Genomic DNA, 16,275 nt, shown 5'->3' on the forward strand with positions numbered 1-16,275 from the left:
CAATGCCACTCACCTCCACATACCGCCTCCAAATGCGCGGTGACGCTTTCACTTTCGCCGACGCCGAACAACTGCTCGACTACTTCGCCGCGCTGGGGGTGTCGCACCTCTACCTGTCGCCGATCCTCACCGCCGCCGAGGGTTCCACCCACGGCTACGACGTCACCGACCCGACAACGGTGTCCGCCGAACTCGGTGGCGCCGAGGGCTTCGCCCGGTTGTCGCGGGCCGCTCGCGAGAGGAAAATCGGCCTCATTGTTGACATCGTGCCCAACCATGTGGGCGTGGAGACACCGCGACACAACCCCTGGTGGTGGGACGTCCTCAAGCACGGCCGCTCCTCGGCGTATGCGTCCTTTTTTGATATCGACTGGGATCTCGACGGCGGGCGCGTGGTGCTGCCGGTGCTCGGGTCCGACGACGACGCGAACGCTCTCGAAGTCGACGACAGCGGGGACGAGCCGATGCTGCGCCTCGGCGACCTCGCCTACCCGATCGCACCCGGCACCGGCGACGGCAGCGGCCCGCAGGTGCACGACCGGCAGCACTATCACCTGATCGGCTGGCGCAACGGAATCTGCGGTTACCGCCGGTTCTTCTCGATCACCTCGCTGGCCGGACTGCGTCAGGAGGACCGCGTTGTCTTCGACGCCACCCACGTCGAGGTCAAGCGCTGGTTCGACGAGGGATTGGTCGACGGCGTGCGCATCGACCACCCGGACGGGCTGTCGGATCCGGCCGGCTACCTGAGGTGGCTGCGCGAACTGACGGGACCGGACGCGTGGATCGTCATCGAGAAGATCCTGGCCACCGACGAGCCGTTGGAGCCGACCCTGCCCGTTGCCGGCACCACCGGCTACGACGCGATGCGGGAGATTGGCGGTGTGTTCATCGACCCCACGGGTGAGCCGGCGCTGACGAACCTGTTCGACTCCACCGGCGCGACATACAGCGCGATGCCGGAGATGGCCCGGAGCCTCAAAGCCGCCGCGGTGACCGACACCCTGCGCAGCGAGTCAGCCCGGCTGCGCCGCACCATCGTGGGCGTCACCGGCACCGACCACGAAGACCTACCCGCCGCGCTCGCCGCACTTCTCAGCCGCATCGACGTCTACCGGTCGGACTACCGGTCGCTGTCGGCGGTGCTGCCGACGGCGCTGGCCGAAACCACCTCGGCCCGACCGGAACTCGCGGCGCCGCTGGCGCTGCTCGCCACGGCGCTGGCGAAAAGCCCCGAAGCCGAGGTGCGGCTGCAACAGCTGTGCGGTGCGGCGACGGCGAAGTCCATGGAGGACTGCCTGTTCTACCGCGACGCGAGGCTGGTCTCGCTCAACGAGGTGGGCGCCGAACCACACCTCTTCGGCGTCAGCGTCGCGGAGTTCCACCGGCGTGCCGCGGTGCGCGCACAGCTGTGGCCGACCGCGATGGTCGCGCTGACCACCCACGACACGAAGCGCGGCGAGGACGTGCGCGCCCGCATCGGGCTGCTGTCACAGGTGCCGTCGCTGTGGGCCGAGCTGATCGGCAAGTGGACGTTGGCCGCGCCACCACCGGATGCGAGCACCGGACTTTTCCTGTGGCAGAACGTGTTCGGTGTATGGCCTGTGGACGGCGAGATCACCGACGACCTTCGCCGGCGAGTACATGCCTACGCCGAGAAGGCGATCCGCGAAGCAGCGGTGCACACGACGTGGAACGACCCGGACGAGGATTTCGAGGCAGCGGTGCATGCCTGGCTCGACGCCGTCTTCGACGGGCCGGTGGCCGCCGAGATGACCTCGCTGGTGGCCCGGCTCGACTTGCATGCCCGCAGCGACGCCCTCGGCCAGAAACTGTTGTCGCTCACCGTTCCCGGTGTGCCCGACATCTACCAGGGCACCGAACTGTGGGAGGACAGCCTCGTCGACCCGGACAACCGCAGACCCGTCGACTACTCCGCGCGACGCCAAGCGCTGGACGCGTTGCGACATCCGAAGGTGCGCGTGGTGAGCGCCGCACTGGCACTACGGCGGGACCGAGCGGCCGCGTTCGACGGTGGCTACACGCCGGTGCTGGCCGAGGGACCCGCAGCCGAGCACCTGCTGGCGTTCCTGCGCGGCGACGAGGTGCTGACCGCGGTCACCCGGCACTCGGTGCGCCTGTCCGAAAGCGGCTGGGGCGACACAGCTTTGACTCTGCCTCCGGGCGTGTGGACGGACCGGATCAGCGGCGGCAGGCACAGCGGCAGCGTGCTGGTCGCGGAGTTGTTCACCGAGCTGCCGGTCGCGCTGCTGGAGCGAACAGATGACTGAGTTCAGTGTGTGGGCGCCGATTCCGGCGCGCGTGCGGCTCGACGTCGACGGTGAGTTGCACGAGATGACCCGGTCCGACGACGGGTGGTGGCACGCCGACGTCGAGGCTCGCCCCGACGCGCGCTACGGCTTCGTCCTCGACGACGACCCGAAAGTGCTGCCAGACCCACGCTCCCCCCGCCAGCCCGACGGCGTGCACGATAGGTCGCAGTCGTGGCAGCCGGACCCGTCGGCATGGACCGACGGCGAGTGGGCCGGCCGCTCGATCGAGGGCCGGGTGATCTATGAGCTGCACGTCGGCACCTTCACCGGTGACGGCACGTTCGATTCGACGATCGACAAACTCGACTATCTGGTCGATCTCGGTGTCGACTTCGTCGAGTTGATGCCGGTGAACGCGTTCGGCGGCACCCACGGCTGGGGCTACGACGGCGTGCTCTGGTATGCGGTGCACGAACCCTACGGCGGCCCCGACGCCCTGGTTCGGCTGATCGACGCCTGCCACCAGCGCGAACTGGGTGTGCTGATCGACGCCGTGTTCAACCACCTCGGCCCGTCGGGCAACTACCTGCCCCGGTTCGGGCCGTATCTGTCCTCGGGAAGCAACCCGTGGGGCGAGTCGATCAACATCGCCGACGCCGCAGCCGACGAGGTGCGGCGCTACATCATCGACTGCGCGCTGCGCTGGATGCGCGACTTCCACGCCGACGGATTGCGACTGGACGCGGTGCACGCGTTGGTGGACACGACGGCGATCCACATCCTCGAGGAACTGTCCGCCGAAACCGACGCGCTGGCAGCCGAACTGGGTCGGCCGCTGTCGCTGATCGCCGAGAGCGACCTCAACGACCCGCGGCTGATCACGCCCCGCGACCGCGGAGGACTCGGCATGACCGCGCAGTGGGACGACGACATCCACCACGCCATCCATTCCGCGGTGTCCGGTGAACGGCAGGGCTACTACCACGATTTCGGGACGCTCGAGGCGCTCGCCGAGACCCTGGAGAACGGCTACTACCATGCCGGTACGTACTCGTCGTTTCGGCAGCGCAGGCACGGACGCCCGCTGGACACGGCCGTGATTCCGGCCACGCGCCTGCTCGCCTACACCCTCACCCACGACCAGGTGGGCAACCGGGCGATCGGCGACCGTCCCTCGCAGAACCTCAGCTACGGCCAGTTGGCCGTCAAGGCCGCGCTGGCTCTCGGATCGCCCTATACCGCAATGCTTTTCATGGGCGAGGAATGGGGTTCGTCGTCGCCGTTCCAGTTCTTCAGCTCGCATCCCGAGCCCGAACTGGCCCGCGCCACCGCCGAAGGCCGAAAACGCGAGTTCGCCGAACACGGTTGGGACGCCGACGAGATTCCGGACCCACAGGACCCCGAGACCTTTTTGCGCTCGAAGCTGAAGTGGGACGAGGTCGACGACGGTGACCACGGCCGGCTGCGGCACCTCTATCGTGAGCTGATTGCGTTGCGGCACAACGAACCTGACCTCGCCGATCCATGGCTGGACAACCTTCGCGTCGACTACGACGAGGACCGCCGCTGGATCGTGATGCGCCGCGGGTCGTTGGCGATCGCATGCAATATCGGCGGCGAGGCGGTCGACGTACCGGTGACGGGGACTGTCGTGCTGGCCTGGGGAGAGCCCGCTGTCGGACCCGAATCCACTCGGCTCGAGGGCCACTCGTTCGCGGTCATCCGCCGAGACTGAACCCCTAGAGCAGGTAGCGGTACGCCGGTGAGTCCGGCTCGAGCGACTCGACGTGGATGTCGGAGGCGCGCATCCGCTGCAACAGCCTGTCGAAGTCGGCGGCCGAACCGAGCTCGACACCGACCAGCGCCTCGCCGGTCTCGCGGTTGTTGCGCTTGACGTATTCGAACAAGGTGATGTCGTCATTGGGGCCGAGCACCTGATCGAGGAACCGGCGCAACGCCCCTGGCTCCTGCGGGAAGTCGACGAGGAAATAGTGCTTCAGGCCGAGGTGCACCAGCGACCGCTCGAGCACCTCCCCGTACCGGGAGACGTCGTTGTTGCCGCCCGAGATCACGCACACCACAGTCGATCCGGGCTCGATGTCGGTCTCCATCAGCGCGGCGACCGACAGTGCCCCCGCCGGTTCGGCGATGATGCCTTCGTTCTGGTAGAGGTCGAGCATCGCGGTGCACACGGCTCCCTCGTCGACCGTGGTCATCGACACCATGTCGCCCGCCGCGGCCAGCGCCGCGTACGGCAGCGCGCCCGCGCGGTTCACGGCCGCACCGTCGACGAACTGGTCGACGTGGTCCAACGTCACCGGTTCGCCCGCCGCCAGCGCCGCGATCATCGCGGCGGCGCCCGCCGGTTCCACGCCGAGCACCGACGTGCCGCTCGTCCGCTCGGCCAGATAAGCGGTGATGCCCGAGATGCACCCACCCCCACCGACGGGCACCACCACGAGGTCCGGCTCGACATCGAGTTGGTCGAGGATCTCGGCGGCGATCGTGCCCTGGCCGGCCATCGTGCGCAGGTCGTCGTAGGGCGGGACCATCGTCGCTCCCGTACGGGCGATGTCATCCAGCGCAGCGGCGGCCGTCTCGTCGTATGTCCGGCCGACGACGATCAAATCGATGGACTCCCGGCCGTGATACCGGATGCGGTCGCGCTTCTGTTTCGGCGTCTTCAGCGGCACGTACACACGGCCGCGGACACCCATGGATCGGCACGCCATGGCGAAGCCCTGCGCGTGGTTGCCTGCCGACGAGCAGACCACGCCGGCGGCCAGCTCGTCGGCGGACAACTGCATCAGGAGGTTGTGCGCCCCGCGCAGCTTGTACGACCGGACGGGCTGAAGGTCTTCACGCTTCAGGTAGACGGTCGCGCCGGTGGCGTCCGACAGCCGGTCACAGATCTGCAGCGGGCTGCGAAGCACCACGCCGGAGATTCGCGCAGCAGCCTCGTCGATGTCGGCCGCGGACAGCGGTGACATTCTCCGGCTCTGGCTCAGTTCGGCGGACACCGGTCAATGGTGCCACCAACCTGGGGTTTTCAGTTAACCGGGGTCAGCACGAAAACCGGGATCTGGCGGTCGGTCTTCTGCTGGTACTCGGCGTAGTCGGGCCAGGCCTCGACCGCGCGCTCCCACCACGCGGCCTTCTCGTCACCGGACACCTCGTGTGCCTCGTACTCCCGGGTGACGGGGCCGTCCTGCAGCTCCACGCGCGGATTGGCCTTGATGTTGTAGTACCAGACCGGGTTCTTCGGAGCGCCGCCCAACGACGCCACCACCGCATACTGCCCGCGGTGTTCGACCCGCATCAACGGCGTCTTGCGAACCTTGCCGGTCTTCGCCCCGATCGTCGTCAACAAGATGATCGGCTTGCCCTTCATCTCGATGCCGTCGGTGCTACCGGATTCCATGATCTTGTCGGCGTGCTCGCGCACCCAGTCCCAAGGACTCGGCTCGTAATCTCCGGAAAGTGGCATGCGAACAGCTTAGACCCGGCAAAGAACCGCGACCCTGATCCAGCGTTTCGGTTGGCCGAAACCTAAGTTACGAGGTATCGTCGCCCTATGACCACCGTCGGCACCTTCCGCTCCACGGCCGCCCGTGCGGCGTGCGAGGTCCGCGTGGCCGGCGTGCCGTGGCCGGCATACAAACTGATCGCGCTCGTGCTGGCCGTCGCGGTGGCGCTGGTGGTCGGTGTGGCCACCGCTACCGCAGCCTCCGCGGTTCTCGCCGGTGCGGCGGTCGGCACACTCACCTGGCTGGTGTTCAGCGCCATCTGCTCGACGCGGCCCTAGTCCTCGATCAGCTTCTTGAGCGCCGCCAGGTCGGCGGCCACTGCCCGCACGTCGGCGTCGAAGTCCTCGTCCGTCATGCCGGGCCGGCGCCGGGCGGTGAACACCACCTCGCAGCCGGATTCGTCAGGGCCGCCGGGAACCACCCGCATCGGGTTGTAGACCGCTTCGCCGGACGGCAGGCGCACGACGTGGTCGAGCACGCCGAAGGCGTTGCGGGGACTAAACTCGACGGTCACCCTTCCCATCGGCGAGTCGGCCACCCAGCCCTCGGCCGTCTGACGAAGGCCGCCCTCGGCGAGGCCCGCGGCCCACCGCGGCCAGGTCTGCGGGTCGGCGGCGAACGCGTAGACCGTCTCGGGCGCGGCGTTGATCCATGTGGTGACGTGTCGGGACTCCATGGTCCCATCGTGGCGCACCCACAATGGCCTGATGAAGCGACCCGGCCGCAATTCTGCGCAATTCAATTGTCGTCGTCACCAAATCAGAACCATTTTGTAATCGTTTCCACGCCCGAATTCGCTGTTTATCGGTCAGCTGCATCGCACCCCGACGTGCACAGTGGCGGGGTGCTGCTGAAAGGCATTGCCGATTTGCGGGTTGCCCGAAAGGGTCCTGCCCCTGGGAACCGGCGGCTGCGGCGTCCGCACCGTCTGCACCGAGGTGATCGAGCAGTCTGCCCCTGTGCCAACCTTGTTGACTACCACGCGGTTACCGTCGGCTTGCAGCCTCGCGATGGTGTCGTGGGCCGACGGGCCCGTCGGAGCGGCGACCGCTGACCCGATCCCGGTGCTCAGCGCCGCCGCCATCCCGGCGCCCGCGATCGCCGATGCAATTCCGAAACGCTTGATGTTCATTCCAGCCCTTCCGCTCAATCGAATTTTCGATAATTCGAGCGTAGGAGCGATGATCGAAGAATAGCCATCTATTCATAGCGGGCACATATATGAGTACTCATATGAGCATTCACATATATGAGAACCTGGGTTCGAACGCCAACGCCTCCACCCGCGTGGGGCCCACCTGCAGGACCGCCGCGGAGGCGATGTCGTAGAACAGTCCGCTGACGTGCAAGCCGGCATCGAGAGACGCCTTCTGGACGACAGGATGTTGCCGCAGCGTCTCGATCTGGACCGCGACATTGACCATGCTCAACTGGTCCACCACGGAGAAGCCTGCGTCGGCCGCGGACCGGGCAACCGGGTGGCGCCCGTCGTCGAACGCAACGACCGTGTGTCGAGCGTGTCGAAGCCACGACTTCACGGGATCGTCGTGGTCGCTGTGCGCCGACCCGTTCGTGGGTGCGGCCAGCAGCGCCGTCATGGCCCCACAACTCGAGTGCCCGCACACCACGATCGACGAGACGCCGAGGTGCTCGACGGCGAACGTGATCGCCGCCTCGACCGAGGTGTCGCCACGGTCCGGCGGCACCAGGTTGCCCACGTTGCGGAACGTGAACAGGTCGCCCGGTCCGCTCGACGTGATCACATTGGGTACGACGCGCGAGTCGGCGCACGTGATGAACAGAGTCTCCGGCCGCTGCGCGTGGGCCAGTTCCCGCAGATGCGGCCGGATCACGGGCGCGGTCCGCCGCTGATATTCGGCCAGTCCGTCCAGGATCGGCTGCGGCGCGGCGCCGGTGTCGCGCCGCTGCCACGAGCTCCAGGGCCGCACGCCGGCGAGGCTGTCGGCCGGCGACTCCAGCGCACGCTCCGGCGGTCCGTGCAGGGCGCTGTCCATGTCGACGGCACCCAGTTCGTGGATGTGCACGGTGCCACCAGAGGCCTCGTGCTGGCGCCGCCAATGTGCGATCGCCTCCTGACACGGATGGTCGAGGAAGTCCACGCGCAGCTCGAGCGTGACCGTGGCCCCGGCGGGTACGGACTCCAGCGCGCGCGTCAGTTGGGGCAGCGAGAGGAACGTCAGAGAACCGGTGACCGCGACGCACCACTGGCCCGCACCGGTCTCGTCGACGTGGATCCGCGTGCGCACGACCCGCCACAGGATGAGCAGGACGGCCAGTGCCAGTCCGATGAGCACGCCGGCGAGCAGGTTGACGAACACGACGCCCAGGATGGTGACCAGGTAGACCGCGAGGTCACCGGTGCGGTGGGCGGTCTTGATCTGCGGCCACTTGACGAGCTGGCAACCGATCACGATCAGCAGGCCGGCCAGCGCCGCGGACGGAATCTGCTGAATGAGGCCGACGAAGGGCAGCGCGAACACCAGTAGCCACACCCCGTGCATGATCGCTGACGCACGGCTGCGAGCACCGGCGGCGACGTTCGTCGAGCTGCGCACGATCACGCCCGTGATCGGCAGGCCGCCGATGGCGCCCGACACGATGTTGGCGCTGCCCTGGCCGAGCAGTTCGCGGTCGAAGTTCGTCTGCGTCCCGCCGAGCCGGTCCACCGACACGGCGGACAACAGGCTCTCCACGCTGGCGATCAACGCCACGGTGAGCACACCGATGGCGAACGCGCCCCAGTTACCGTCCGGGAGCTGCGGCAGCTGCAGGGCATCCAGCAGCGAGCCGTCGATCTTGATGCGCGACACCTCGAACGGAAGCACCAACGAGACCGCGGTCACCCCGACGATCGCGACCAGCGGCCCCGGCACCCGGCCGGCGGGCGCGGGCACCCTCCGCCACAGCACCAGCACGGCGATGACCACCAGGCCGAGGAGCAACCCGGCGCCTTCCACCTCGAGCAACTGCCCAGGCAGCTCGACGAGGCTCGTCAGCGCCGAACTCTTCGACTCACCGCCCAGCAGCACATGCAGCTGTTGTAAGGCGATCGTGACTCCGATGCCCGCCAACATCGCGTACACCACGACCGGTGCGATGGCCAGCGCAGAGCGCGCCACCCGACTCAACCCGAACAGCACCTGCAGCACCCCGGCGCACACCGTGATCGCGCATGTCACCGCCCAGCCGAACTGCCCGACCAGCCCGGCGACGATGACGGTCAGCCCCGCGGCGGGCCCGCTCACCTGCAGCGGCGATCCGCCGAACGCACCGGCGACGATCCCGCCGACGACCGCGGCGATCAGCCCGGCGAGCACCGGCGCATCCGAGGCGACGGCGATACCCAGTGACAGCGGCAAAGCGACCAAGAACACCACCAACGACGCCGGTAGGTCGTACCGCAGTGTCGATCGCCAACGAGTCGACTCGTGCACACCTTCGTTCATGGGCGATTCCCGTCTGTTTGTCTCAAAGTCTTTTGATAGAGCGCTGATTGGTCACGCAGCGCGAAAGATGCGAATGAGACGTCGTCGTCTCCTCTCAGACCACGCTATGAACCAGGGGGCCCTCGGGCAAGGCAGATCCTCGTCCTTCATATGGAACGCATATATGTTGGGAAATAGAACAACTCGGCTTACTCGCCGTTGTATGAGCTTTCTATGAACCTGTTGACAAGGAACAACATGATGACGCAATCGGCTCCGACGCCATCACACCGTCAAGCGATCCTCGGCAAGCTGCCGCGGATCTATCGCTCGGACGGATCGCCCATCCGCGTGCTTCTGGTCGACGACGAACTGGCGCTGACGAACCTGGTGAAGATGGCTCTGCGCTACGAGGGTTGGGAGGTGGACATCGCCCACAACGGCGAGGATGCGGTCGGCCAATTCAACGCCAACACACCCGATGTGCTGATTCTGGACATCATGCTGCCCGACATCGACGGCATGCAGATCCTGCGCCGGGTGCGTGAGGCGGAGGCCTACACACCGATCCTGTTTCTGACCGCGCGCGATTCGGTTGCCGACCGGGTCGCTGGATTGACCGCCGGCGCAGACGATTACATGACCAAACCGTTCAGCCTCGAAGAACTCGTGGCGCGCATCCGTGGTCTGCTCAGGCGCGGCCAGTACACCGCCACCGCCCCGCAGGACGAGATCACCGTCGGCGATCTCATTCTCGACGGGGCCAGCCGGACGGTCAGCCGTGGCGGCACCGAGATCGATTTGACGGCAACTGAATTCGAGCTACTGCGCTACCTGATGCGCAACCCCGGGCGGGCCATCGGCCGAGCGGAGATCCTGGATCACGTATGGAACTACGACTTCGACGGCAGAACCAGCATCGTCGACCTCTACATCTCCTATCTGCGCAAGAAGATCGACGGCGAGCGGAAACCGATGATTCACACCGTGCGCGGCATCGGGTACATGCTGCGACCACCGTCGTGACACCGGTGAAACGTCTGCGGTTGGTGCCACGGACGCTGCGCCGGCGCCTTGTCGTCGGCCTGTCCATCGTCGTCGGCGTCGTGATGATCGCCATGGGTGTGCTCCACGTGATCAGCCTGCGTGACTACGCGTACCACCTCACCGACGACCGGTTGACGCATTCGCTTGCCGCGCTGAGACATTCGTTCACCAAGCTGTCATATACCGAGGCGCATCCGCGACTGTTCGGCGCGGAAGGTCCCCAGGCCCTGGTCAACTTCACCGGCCAGCCGGTGGGTGCGCTGATCGCGGTCGTACACGACGGGAAAGTCACCGGTTCGGCGGTCTTCACCGACGACGAGGGGCGGCCCGCGCCGCCCGACGTGATCTCGTCCCTGGAAGCCATCGACTGGCACAACGACGGCTCACCGTTCAACGCGCAACTCGGCGAGCTCGGCCGCTACCGCCTGCAGAGCATGGCCATCGACGACTCCGACTGGCTCGTTGCCGCCGCGAGCTTGCGCCCCACCGACCAGGCGATCACCCGAGGGATAATCAGCACCGTCCTGCTGGTGACCGCCGCACTGCTGGTCATCGCACTGGGCACCCTGCTGACCATCCGCTATGCGCTGATGCCGTTGCGCCGGGTCGCGGCGACAGCCGGCGAGGTGGCCAAGCTGCCGCTGGGGAATCCGGAGAACCGCATCGACATCCGCGTCGCCGACGCCTACACCGACCCCGGCACCGAGGTCGGCATCGTCGGCCACGCCCTGAACCGGTTGCTCGCCAACGTCGATTCGGCACTGGCAGAACGCGCCGAATCGGATCGTCGCATGCGCCGGTTCCTCGCCGACGTCAGCCACGAGCTGCGCACTCCCCTGGCCGCCATCAGCGGCTATGCGGAGCTGACGCGGCAGGACAGCGCCGAGCTGCCCGAGACCACCGAGTATGCGCTCGCGCGCATCGAGGCCGAGTCGAGCCGGATGACCGCGCTGGTCGCCGACCTGCTGTTGTTGTCGCGCCTCGAGGAACGGCAGGACCTGCTGGCCGAGTACGTCGACCTCGGCGAGCTGGTCACCGACGCGATCAGCGACATCTCGGTTTCGGCTCCCAGCCACAACTGGCGCACGGCGCTGCCCGACGAGCCGGTCTGGATCCGCGCCGACAGGGCACGACTGCACCAGTTGGTGAGCAATCTGCTGATCAACGCGGTCGACCACACCCCGGCCGGCACCACGGTGACGACGACGGTCTCGCGTGACATCGACGCCGCGCGCCCCGCGTGCGCCGCGCTGACCGTCCACGACGACGGCCCGGGCATCCCGGGTGAACTGCTGCCGCAGCTGTTCGACCGGTTCGTGCGTGCCGACAAGTCCCGGTCCCGCAAGCTCGGCAACCTCGGGCTGGGCCTGGCGATTGTCGAGAAGATCGCTCAGGCGCACAACGGCAGCGTTTCGGTGCAATCCGCGCCCGGCGCGACCACGTTCACCGTGCTGCTTCCGGAAGTGGTCAGCCCCCCAGGCAGCCCGGACCCAGCAGCGCCTTGAGGTCACCCATCAACGCGGATGACGGCGTGACGCGCAGTGACACATCCAGTTCCAGCATGGTGATGCGCTCACCGCTGATCAGCCGCAGGTGCACCTGCGAAGTGCCCGGATGGCGGGCCAGTACCTGCTTGAGGGCGGTGACCTTGTCCACGGTGCACTGTCGCGTCGGCATGCTGACCGCCAGGGGACGGTCCAGCTGCGCGTTCGAGAAGTCCGGCACCACAAGGTCGTTCGCGATCAGCGAGATCCGGTCATCGCGGATAGCGACCTTCGCGCCGACCAGCACGACCGCGTCGTCGGCGATCTCACCGCCGAACGTCGAATAGGTCTGCGGGAAGAACAGCACCTCGATGCCGCCGGTCAGGTCTTCCAATTGCGCCGAAGCCCAAGGCAATCCGTTCTTGTTGACCCGCCGGTTGACTGAGGCCAGGATTCCGCCGACCCGCACCTGGGTGTCGTTCGGGATGTCGCCGTCGAGGATCGCCGGGATCGCGGTGTCGACCTGGGTGGCCAGCAGGTGGGCGATGCCGTTGAGCGGGTGGCCGGACACGTAGAGCCCGAGCATCTCGCGTTCGAGCGCGAGTTTGTGCTTGTCCTCCCACTCCTCGTCGGGCACCTTGATCGTGAAGACTGCGTCCATGGAGTCGGTGGCCGACCCGTCGGCGCCACCGAACAGGTCGAACTGTCCCATCGCCTCGGCCTTCTTGGTGCCGAGCACGGAGTCGACGGCGTCGGTGTGGATCAGGAACAGACCCTTGCGCGGATGCCCCAGCGAGTCGAACGCGCCCGCCTTCACCAGCGACTCGGTGACCTTCTTGTTGCAGGCGGCGATCTCGATCTTGTTCAGGTAGTCGGAGAAGTCGACGTACTTGCCCTTCTCGGTGCGGGTGTTGATCAGTGAGGCAACGACATTGGCGCCGACATTGCGCACCGCGCCGAGACCGTAGCGGATGTCCTCGCCGACCGAGGCGAAGTTCAGCCCCGACTCGTTGACGTCGGGCGGCAGCACCGTGATGCCGAGCTTGCGGCAGTCGGCCAGGTACACCGCGGCCTTGTCCTTGTCGTCACCGACCGACGTGAGCAGCCCCGCCATGTATTCGGCCGGGTAGTTGGCCTTCAGATACGCCGTCCAGTACGAGACCAGCCCGTAGCCCGCGGCGTGCGACTTGTTGAACGCGTAGTCGGCGAACGGCAGCACCGTGTCCCACAGTGCCTTGATCGCGCCGGACGAGAAGCCGTTGGACTTCATGCCCTCGGAGAAGCCCTCGAACTCCTTCTCCAGGACCTCGCGCTTCTTCTTGCCCATGGCCTTGCGCAGAATGTCGGCTCGGGCCAGTGAGTAGCCGGCGACCTTCTGCGCGATCCGCATGATCTGCTCTTGGTAGACGATCAGGCCGTACGTCTCGGCGAGGATCTCGCGCAGCGGCTCTTCGAGTTCCGGGTGGATCGGCTTGATCGCCTGCCGGTTGTTCTTGCGGTCGGCGTAGTCGTTGTGGGCGTTCATCCCCATCGGGCCGGGGCGGTACAGCGCGATGACCGCGACGACGTCCTCGAACCCGGTCGGCTGCATGCGGCGCAGCAGGTCGCGCATCGGGCCGCCGTCGAGCTGGAACACGCCGAGCGTGTCGCCGCGGCCCAGCAGGTCGTAGGTGGCCTTGTCGTCCAGCGGGACCGACTCGAGGTCGAGCTCGATGCCGCGGTTGGCCGCGATGTTCTCCAGCGCGTCGCCGATGATCGTCAGGTTGCGCAGCCCGAGGAAGTCCATCTTCAGCAGGCCGATGGCCTCACACGACGGGTAGTCCCAGCCGGTGATCACCGCGCCGTCCTGCGGGCGGCGCCACAGCGGGATCGCGTCGATCAGCGGCTCGGAGCTCATGATGACCGCGCAGGCGTGCACGCCCGAGTTGCGCACCAGCCCCTCCAGGCCGCGCGCGGTCTCGTAGATCGTGCGTACGTCGGGATCGGTGTCGATCAGCCCGCGGACCTCGGCGGCCTCCTTGTACCGCTCGTGGTTCGGGTCGATGATCCCCGAGAGCGGGATGTCTTTGGCCATGATCGGCGGCGGCAGCGCCTTGGTGATCCGGTCGGCGATCGCGAAGCCCGGCTGGCCGTAGTGCACCCGCGCCGAATCCTTCAGCGCCGCTTTGGTTTTGATCGTGCCGAAGGTGATGACCTGAGCCACCCGGTCGCTGCCCCACTTGTTGGCGGCGTAGCGCAGCATCTCGCCGCGTCTGCGGTCGTCGAAGTCGATGTCGATGTCGGGCATCGACACGCGCTCCGGGTTCAGGAACCGTTCGAACAGCAGCCCGTACGGGATCGGGTCGATGTTGGTGATACCCAGCGCGTAGGCGACCAGCGACCCGGCGGCCGACCCGCGGCCCGGCCCGACCCGGATGTCGACGGAACGCGCGTAGTTGATCAGGTCGGCGACGATCAGGAAGTAGGACGGGTAGCCCTTCTCGCAGATGACCTTGATCTCGTAGTCTGCGCGGTCCGTGTACTCCGCTGGCACGTCGGCGGCCGGGAAGCGGCGGGCCAGCCCGGCGTCGACCTCGTGGCGCAGCCAGGACTCCTGGGTGTGGCCTTCGGGCACCGGGAAAACGGGCATCCGGTCCCGCGGCGCCCACACGTCCTCGTAGGACGAGACGCGCTCGGCGATCAATAGCGTCGAGTCGCAGGCACCGGGCACCTGACCGTCCCACAGCGCGCGCATCTCGGCGGCGGACTTCAGGAAGTAGCCGTCCCCGTCGAACTTGAACCGGTTCGGATCCGACAGGGTCTTGCCGGTCTGCACGCAGAGCAGCGCCTCGTGGTTGCGGGCGGCGTCGCGGGTGACGTAGTGGCAGTCGTTGGTGGCCAACGGCGGGATGTCGAGCTTCCGGCCGATCTCGAGCAACCCCTCGCGCACACGGCGCTCGATGTCCAGGCCGTGATCCATCAGCTCGAGGAAGAAGTTCTGCGCCCCGAAGATGTCCCGCCACTTGGCGGCGGCTTCGAGCGCTTCGCGGTGGTGGCCGAGCCGCAGCCGGGTCTGCACCTCACCCGACGGGCAACCGGTGGTGGCGATGATGCCCTCGGCGTGTTCGGCGATCAGTTCGGCGTCCATGCGCGACCACTTGCCCAGCTGGCCTTCGAATGACGCCAGCGACGAGAGCTTGAACAGATTGCGCAAGCCGGTGGCGTTCTCGGCCACCATCGTCATGTGGGTGTAGGACCCGCTGCCGGAGACGTCGTCGCCCTTCTGGCTCGGGTCACCCCACAGCACGCGTTTGGTCTCGAACCGCGAAGCGGGAGCGATGTAGGCCTCGACGCCGATGATCGGCTTGATCCCCGCCTCGGTGGCGCAGTTGTAGAACTCGCTGGCGCCGAACATGTTTCCGTGGTCGGTCATCCCGATCGCGGGCATCTGAAGGCGCTGAGCCTCGGCGAGCATCGGCTTGACCTTCGCCGCACCGTCCAGCATCGAGTACTCGGTGTGGTTATGCAGGTGCACGAACGACCGCGACTCCGAAGTGCTCATAGGCAGGCCAGTCTATGACCGCACCCCGACAGCTCTCGGCGTGTCGGGGTGCGTGTCTTCACCGGTCCCGGACACCCTTCGAGCGCACCCGTTCCAGGCCTCGCCGGATCTCCGCCGCGGTCGGCAGTTGCCAGCCGAGTTGGGTCAGGACGCCTGCCGTGACGACGCCCGCGACCATGACCGCGAACCAGAAGCCGTTCATGGCTTCGACGCTATTGCCCCGAGAGGCGGGGAGAAATCGGGTGTTTCCCTATACCGCGAGGCAACTCGGCGGGGGCTCGACCGAATCCACCGGCGGGCCGAGCAAACCTTGACGCAGCAGCCCGTTCAGTTGCTTGGCAATCCCCGCGCGGCCCCCTGAGCCGGCCACGAACGCCCCGAAGAAGCCGACTCCCCAGAACATCGCCGCCAGCATGTCGACCACCGCCGGGCGGTCCACCTCCGCGCCGATCTCGCCCCGGCGGATCGCGTCGTCCACCGTCCACGCGTAGAACCCGGCCATCGCCTCGGTCACCGGCGTGCTGCGGTCGCGCAAACCTGGGTGGCGGTGCTGTTCGAGCCGCGAGCTGATCACGAACCGCATCATCGAGGCCTCCGCGAAACCCAGCGCGCGTGCGGTGGCATTGAACGTGCAGAGCTGTTTCAGCAGCGTGTCTTCGCGCTGGGCGGCAGCGATCGAGGCCGTCACGACCGAGTGCACCTCGCTCAGGAGGGTCTCGTAGACCTCTTCCTTGCCGGCGAAGTAGTAGTGCATCGTCGGCCGGCTGATTCCCGCGCGCACCGCGATCGCCTGGAACGTCGCCGCTTCGTAACCGCGTTCACTGATCACCGCTCGGGCCGCGTGCAAGATCGCCGCGCGCGTCTCGGCCGAGTCCGCACCCACCGGGCGCCCTCGTCCGCGCCCACCTCGCGCGGGCTGGGGTCTGTCGGCCACGAGCAAACGCTAAAACATTGCTA

At 67.1% G+C, this 16,275-nt stretch carries 13 protein-coding genes; 5 read left to right on the top strand and 8 right to left on the bottom strand.

Annotated features, from left to right (window positions below):
• Nucleotides 1-2 precede the first annotated feature (2 nt).
• A complete protein-coding gene (gene treY, locus A5663_RS01990; protein ID WP_068143352.1) occupies nucleotides 3-2,291 on the top strand; it encodes a malto-oligosyltrehalose synthase in 2,289 nt (762 codons plus the stop codon).
• On the top strand, nucleotides 2,284-4,008 hold the full coding sequence (gene treZ / locus A5663_RS01995) for a malto-oligosyltrehalose trehalohydrolase (RefSeq protein ID WP_068143354.1): 1,725 nt from the start codon (nucleotides 2,284-2,286) through the stop codon (nucleotides 4,006-4,008). The genes treY and treZ overlap by 8 nt, the downstream gene beginning before the upstream one ends.
• A 4-nt stretch (nucleotides 4,009-4,012) precedes the next feature.
• Here the strand turns inward: treZ and ilvA are convergent, their stop codons facing one another.
• Both ilvA and A5663_RS02005 read right to left on the bottom strand, forming a co-directional pair.
• The gene (gene ilvA, locus A5663_RS02000) at nucleotides 4,013-5,293 is read right to left on the bottom strand and encodes a threonine ammonia-lyase IlvA (RefSeq protein WP_068143356.1); all 1,281 of its coding nucleotides are present in this window, start codon (nucleotides 5,291-5,293) and stop codon (nucleotides 4,013-4,015) included.
• Between the two features lie 29 nt (nucleotides 5,294-5,322).
• Nucleotides 5,323-5,760, bottom strand: coding sequence for a nitroreductase family deazaflavin-dependent oxidoreductase (locus A5663_RS02005; protein WP_068143358.1), 438 nt, complete (start codon nucleotides 5,758-5,760; stop codon nucleotides 5,323-5,325).
• A gap of 87 nt (nucleotides 5,761-5,847) precedes the next feature.
• On the opposite strand from A5663_RS02005, the gene A5663_RS02010 reads away from it, so the two are divergent.
• Complete coding sequence (locus A5663_RS02010; protein ID WP_068143360.1) at nucleotides 5,848-6,078, top strand: hypothetical protein; 231 nt, start codon at nucleotides 5,848-5,850, stop codon at nucleotides 6,076-6,078.
• On the opposite strand, the gene A5663_RS02015 is transcribed toward A5663_RS02010, so the two are convergent.
• The 3 genes from A5663_RS02015 to A5663_RS02025 form a co-directional block, all read right to left on the bottom strand.
• A complete protein-coding gene (locus tag A5663_RS02015; RefSeq protein ID WP_068143361.1) occupies nucleotides 6,075-6,476 on the bottom strand; it encodes an SRPBCC family protein in 402 nt (133 codons plus the stop codon). The two genes, A5663_RS02010 and A5663_RS02015, sit on opposite strands and share 4 nt — an antisense overlap.
• 132 nt (nucleotides 6,477-6,608) lie before the next feature.
• Complete coding sequence (locus tag A5663_RS02020) at nucleotides 6,609-6,932, bottom strand: hypothetical protein (protein WP_231976654.1); 324 nt, start codon at nucleotides 6,930-6,932, stop codon at nucleotides 6,609-6,611.
• A gap of 109 nt (nucleotides 6,933-7,041) precedes the next feature.
• Entirely contained in the window at nucleotides 7,042-9,267 is a 2,226-nt protein-coding gene (locus tag A5663_RS02025; protein WP_068143363.1) for a bifunctional SulP family inorganic anion transporter/carbonic anhydrase, read from the bottom strand.
• Between the two features lie 240 nt (nucleotides 9,268-9,507).
• On the opposite strand from A5663_RS02025, the gene A5663_RS02030 reads away from it, so the two are divergent.
• Entirely contained in the window at nucleotides 9,508-10,272 is a 765-nt protein-coding gene (locus tag A5663_RS02030; RefSeq protein ID WP_068143409.1) for a response regulator transcription factor, read from the top strand.
• An 83-nt stretch (nucleotides 10,273-10,355) separates the two neighbouring features.
• Nucleotides 10,356-11,798, top strand: coding sequence for a cell wall metabolism sensor histidine kinase WalK (locus A5663_RS02035; protein WP_082973889.1), 1,443 nt, complete (start codon nucleotides 10,356-10,358; stop codon nucleotides 11,796-11,798).
• On the opposite strand, the gene dnaE is transcribed toward A5663_RS02035, so the two are convergent.
• Genes dnaE through A5663_RS02045 form a run of 3 tightly spaced genes read right to left on the bottom strand, consistent with a single transcriptional unit; the run spans nucleotide 11,761 to nucleotide 16,252 of the window.
• On the bottom strand, nucleotides 11,761-15,318 hold the full coding sequence (dnaE, locus tag A5663_RS02040; protein WP_068143366.1) for a DNA polymerase III subunit alpha: 3,558 nt from the start codon (nucleotides 15,316-15,318) through the stop codon (nucleotides 11,761-11,763). The two genes, A5663_RS02035 and dnaE, sit on opposite strands and share 38 nt — an antisense overlap.
• Before the next feature lie 58 nt (nucleotides 15,319-15,376).
• Nucleotides 15,377-15,520 (bottom strand): hypothetical protein, encoded by a 144-nt coding sequence (locus A5663_RS22865; protein ID WP_156744267.1) that lies wholly within the window; start codon nucleotides 15,518-15,520, stop codon nucleotides 15,377-15,379.
• Nucleotides 15,521-15,568: 48 nt separating this feature from the next.
• Nucleotides 15,569-16,252, bottom strand: a complete 684-nt coding sequence (locus tag A5663_RS02045; RefSeq protein ID WP_068143369.1) for a TetR/AcrR family transcriptional regulator — start codon at nucleotides 16,250-16,252, stop codon at nucleotides 15,569-15,571.
• Nucleotides 16,253-16,275 lie beyond the last annotated feature (23 nt).

Origin of the sequence: Mycobacterium sp. E740, assembly GCF_001672895.1 — a bacterium.
Classification (GTDB): Bacteria; Actinomycetota; Actinomycetes; order Mycobacteriales; family Mycobacteriaceae; genus Mycobacterium.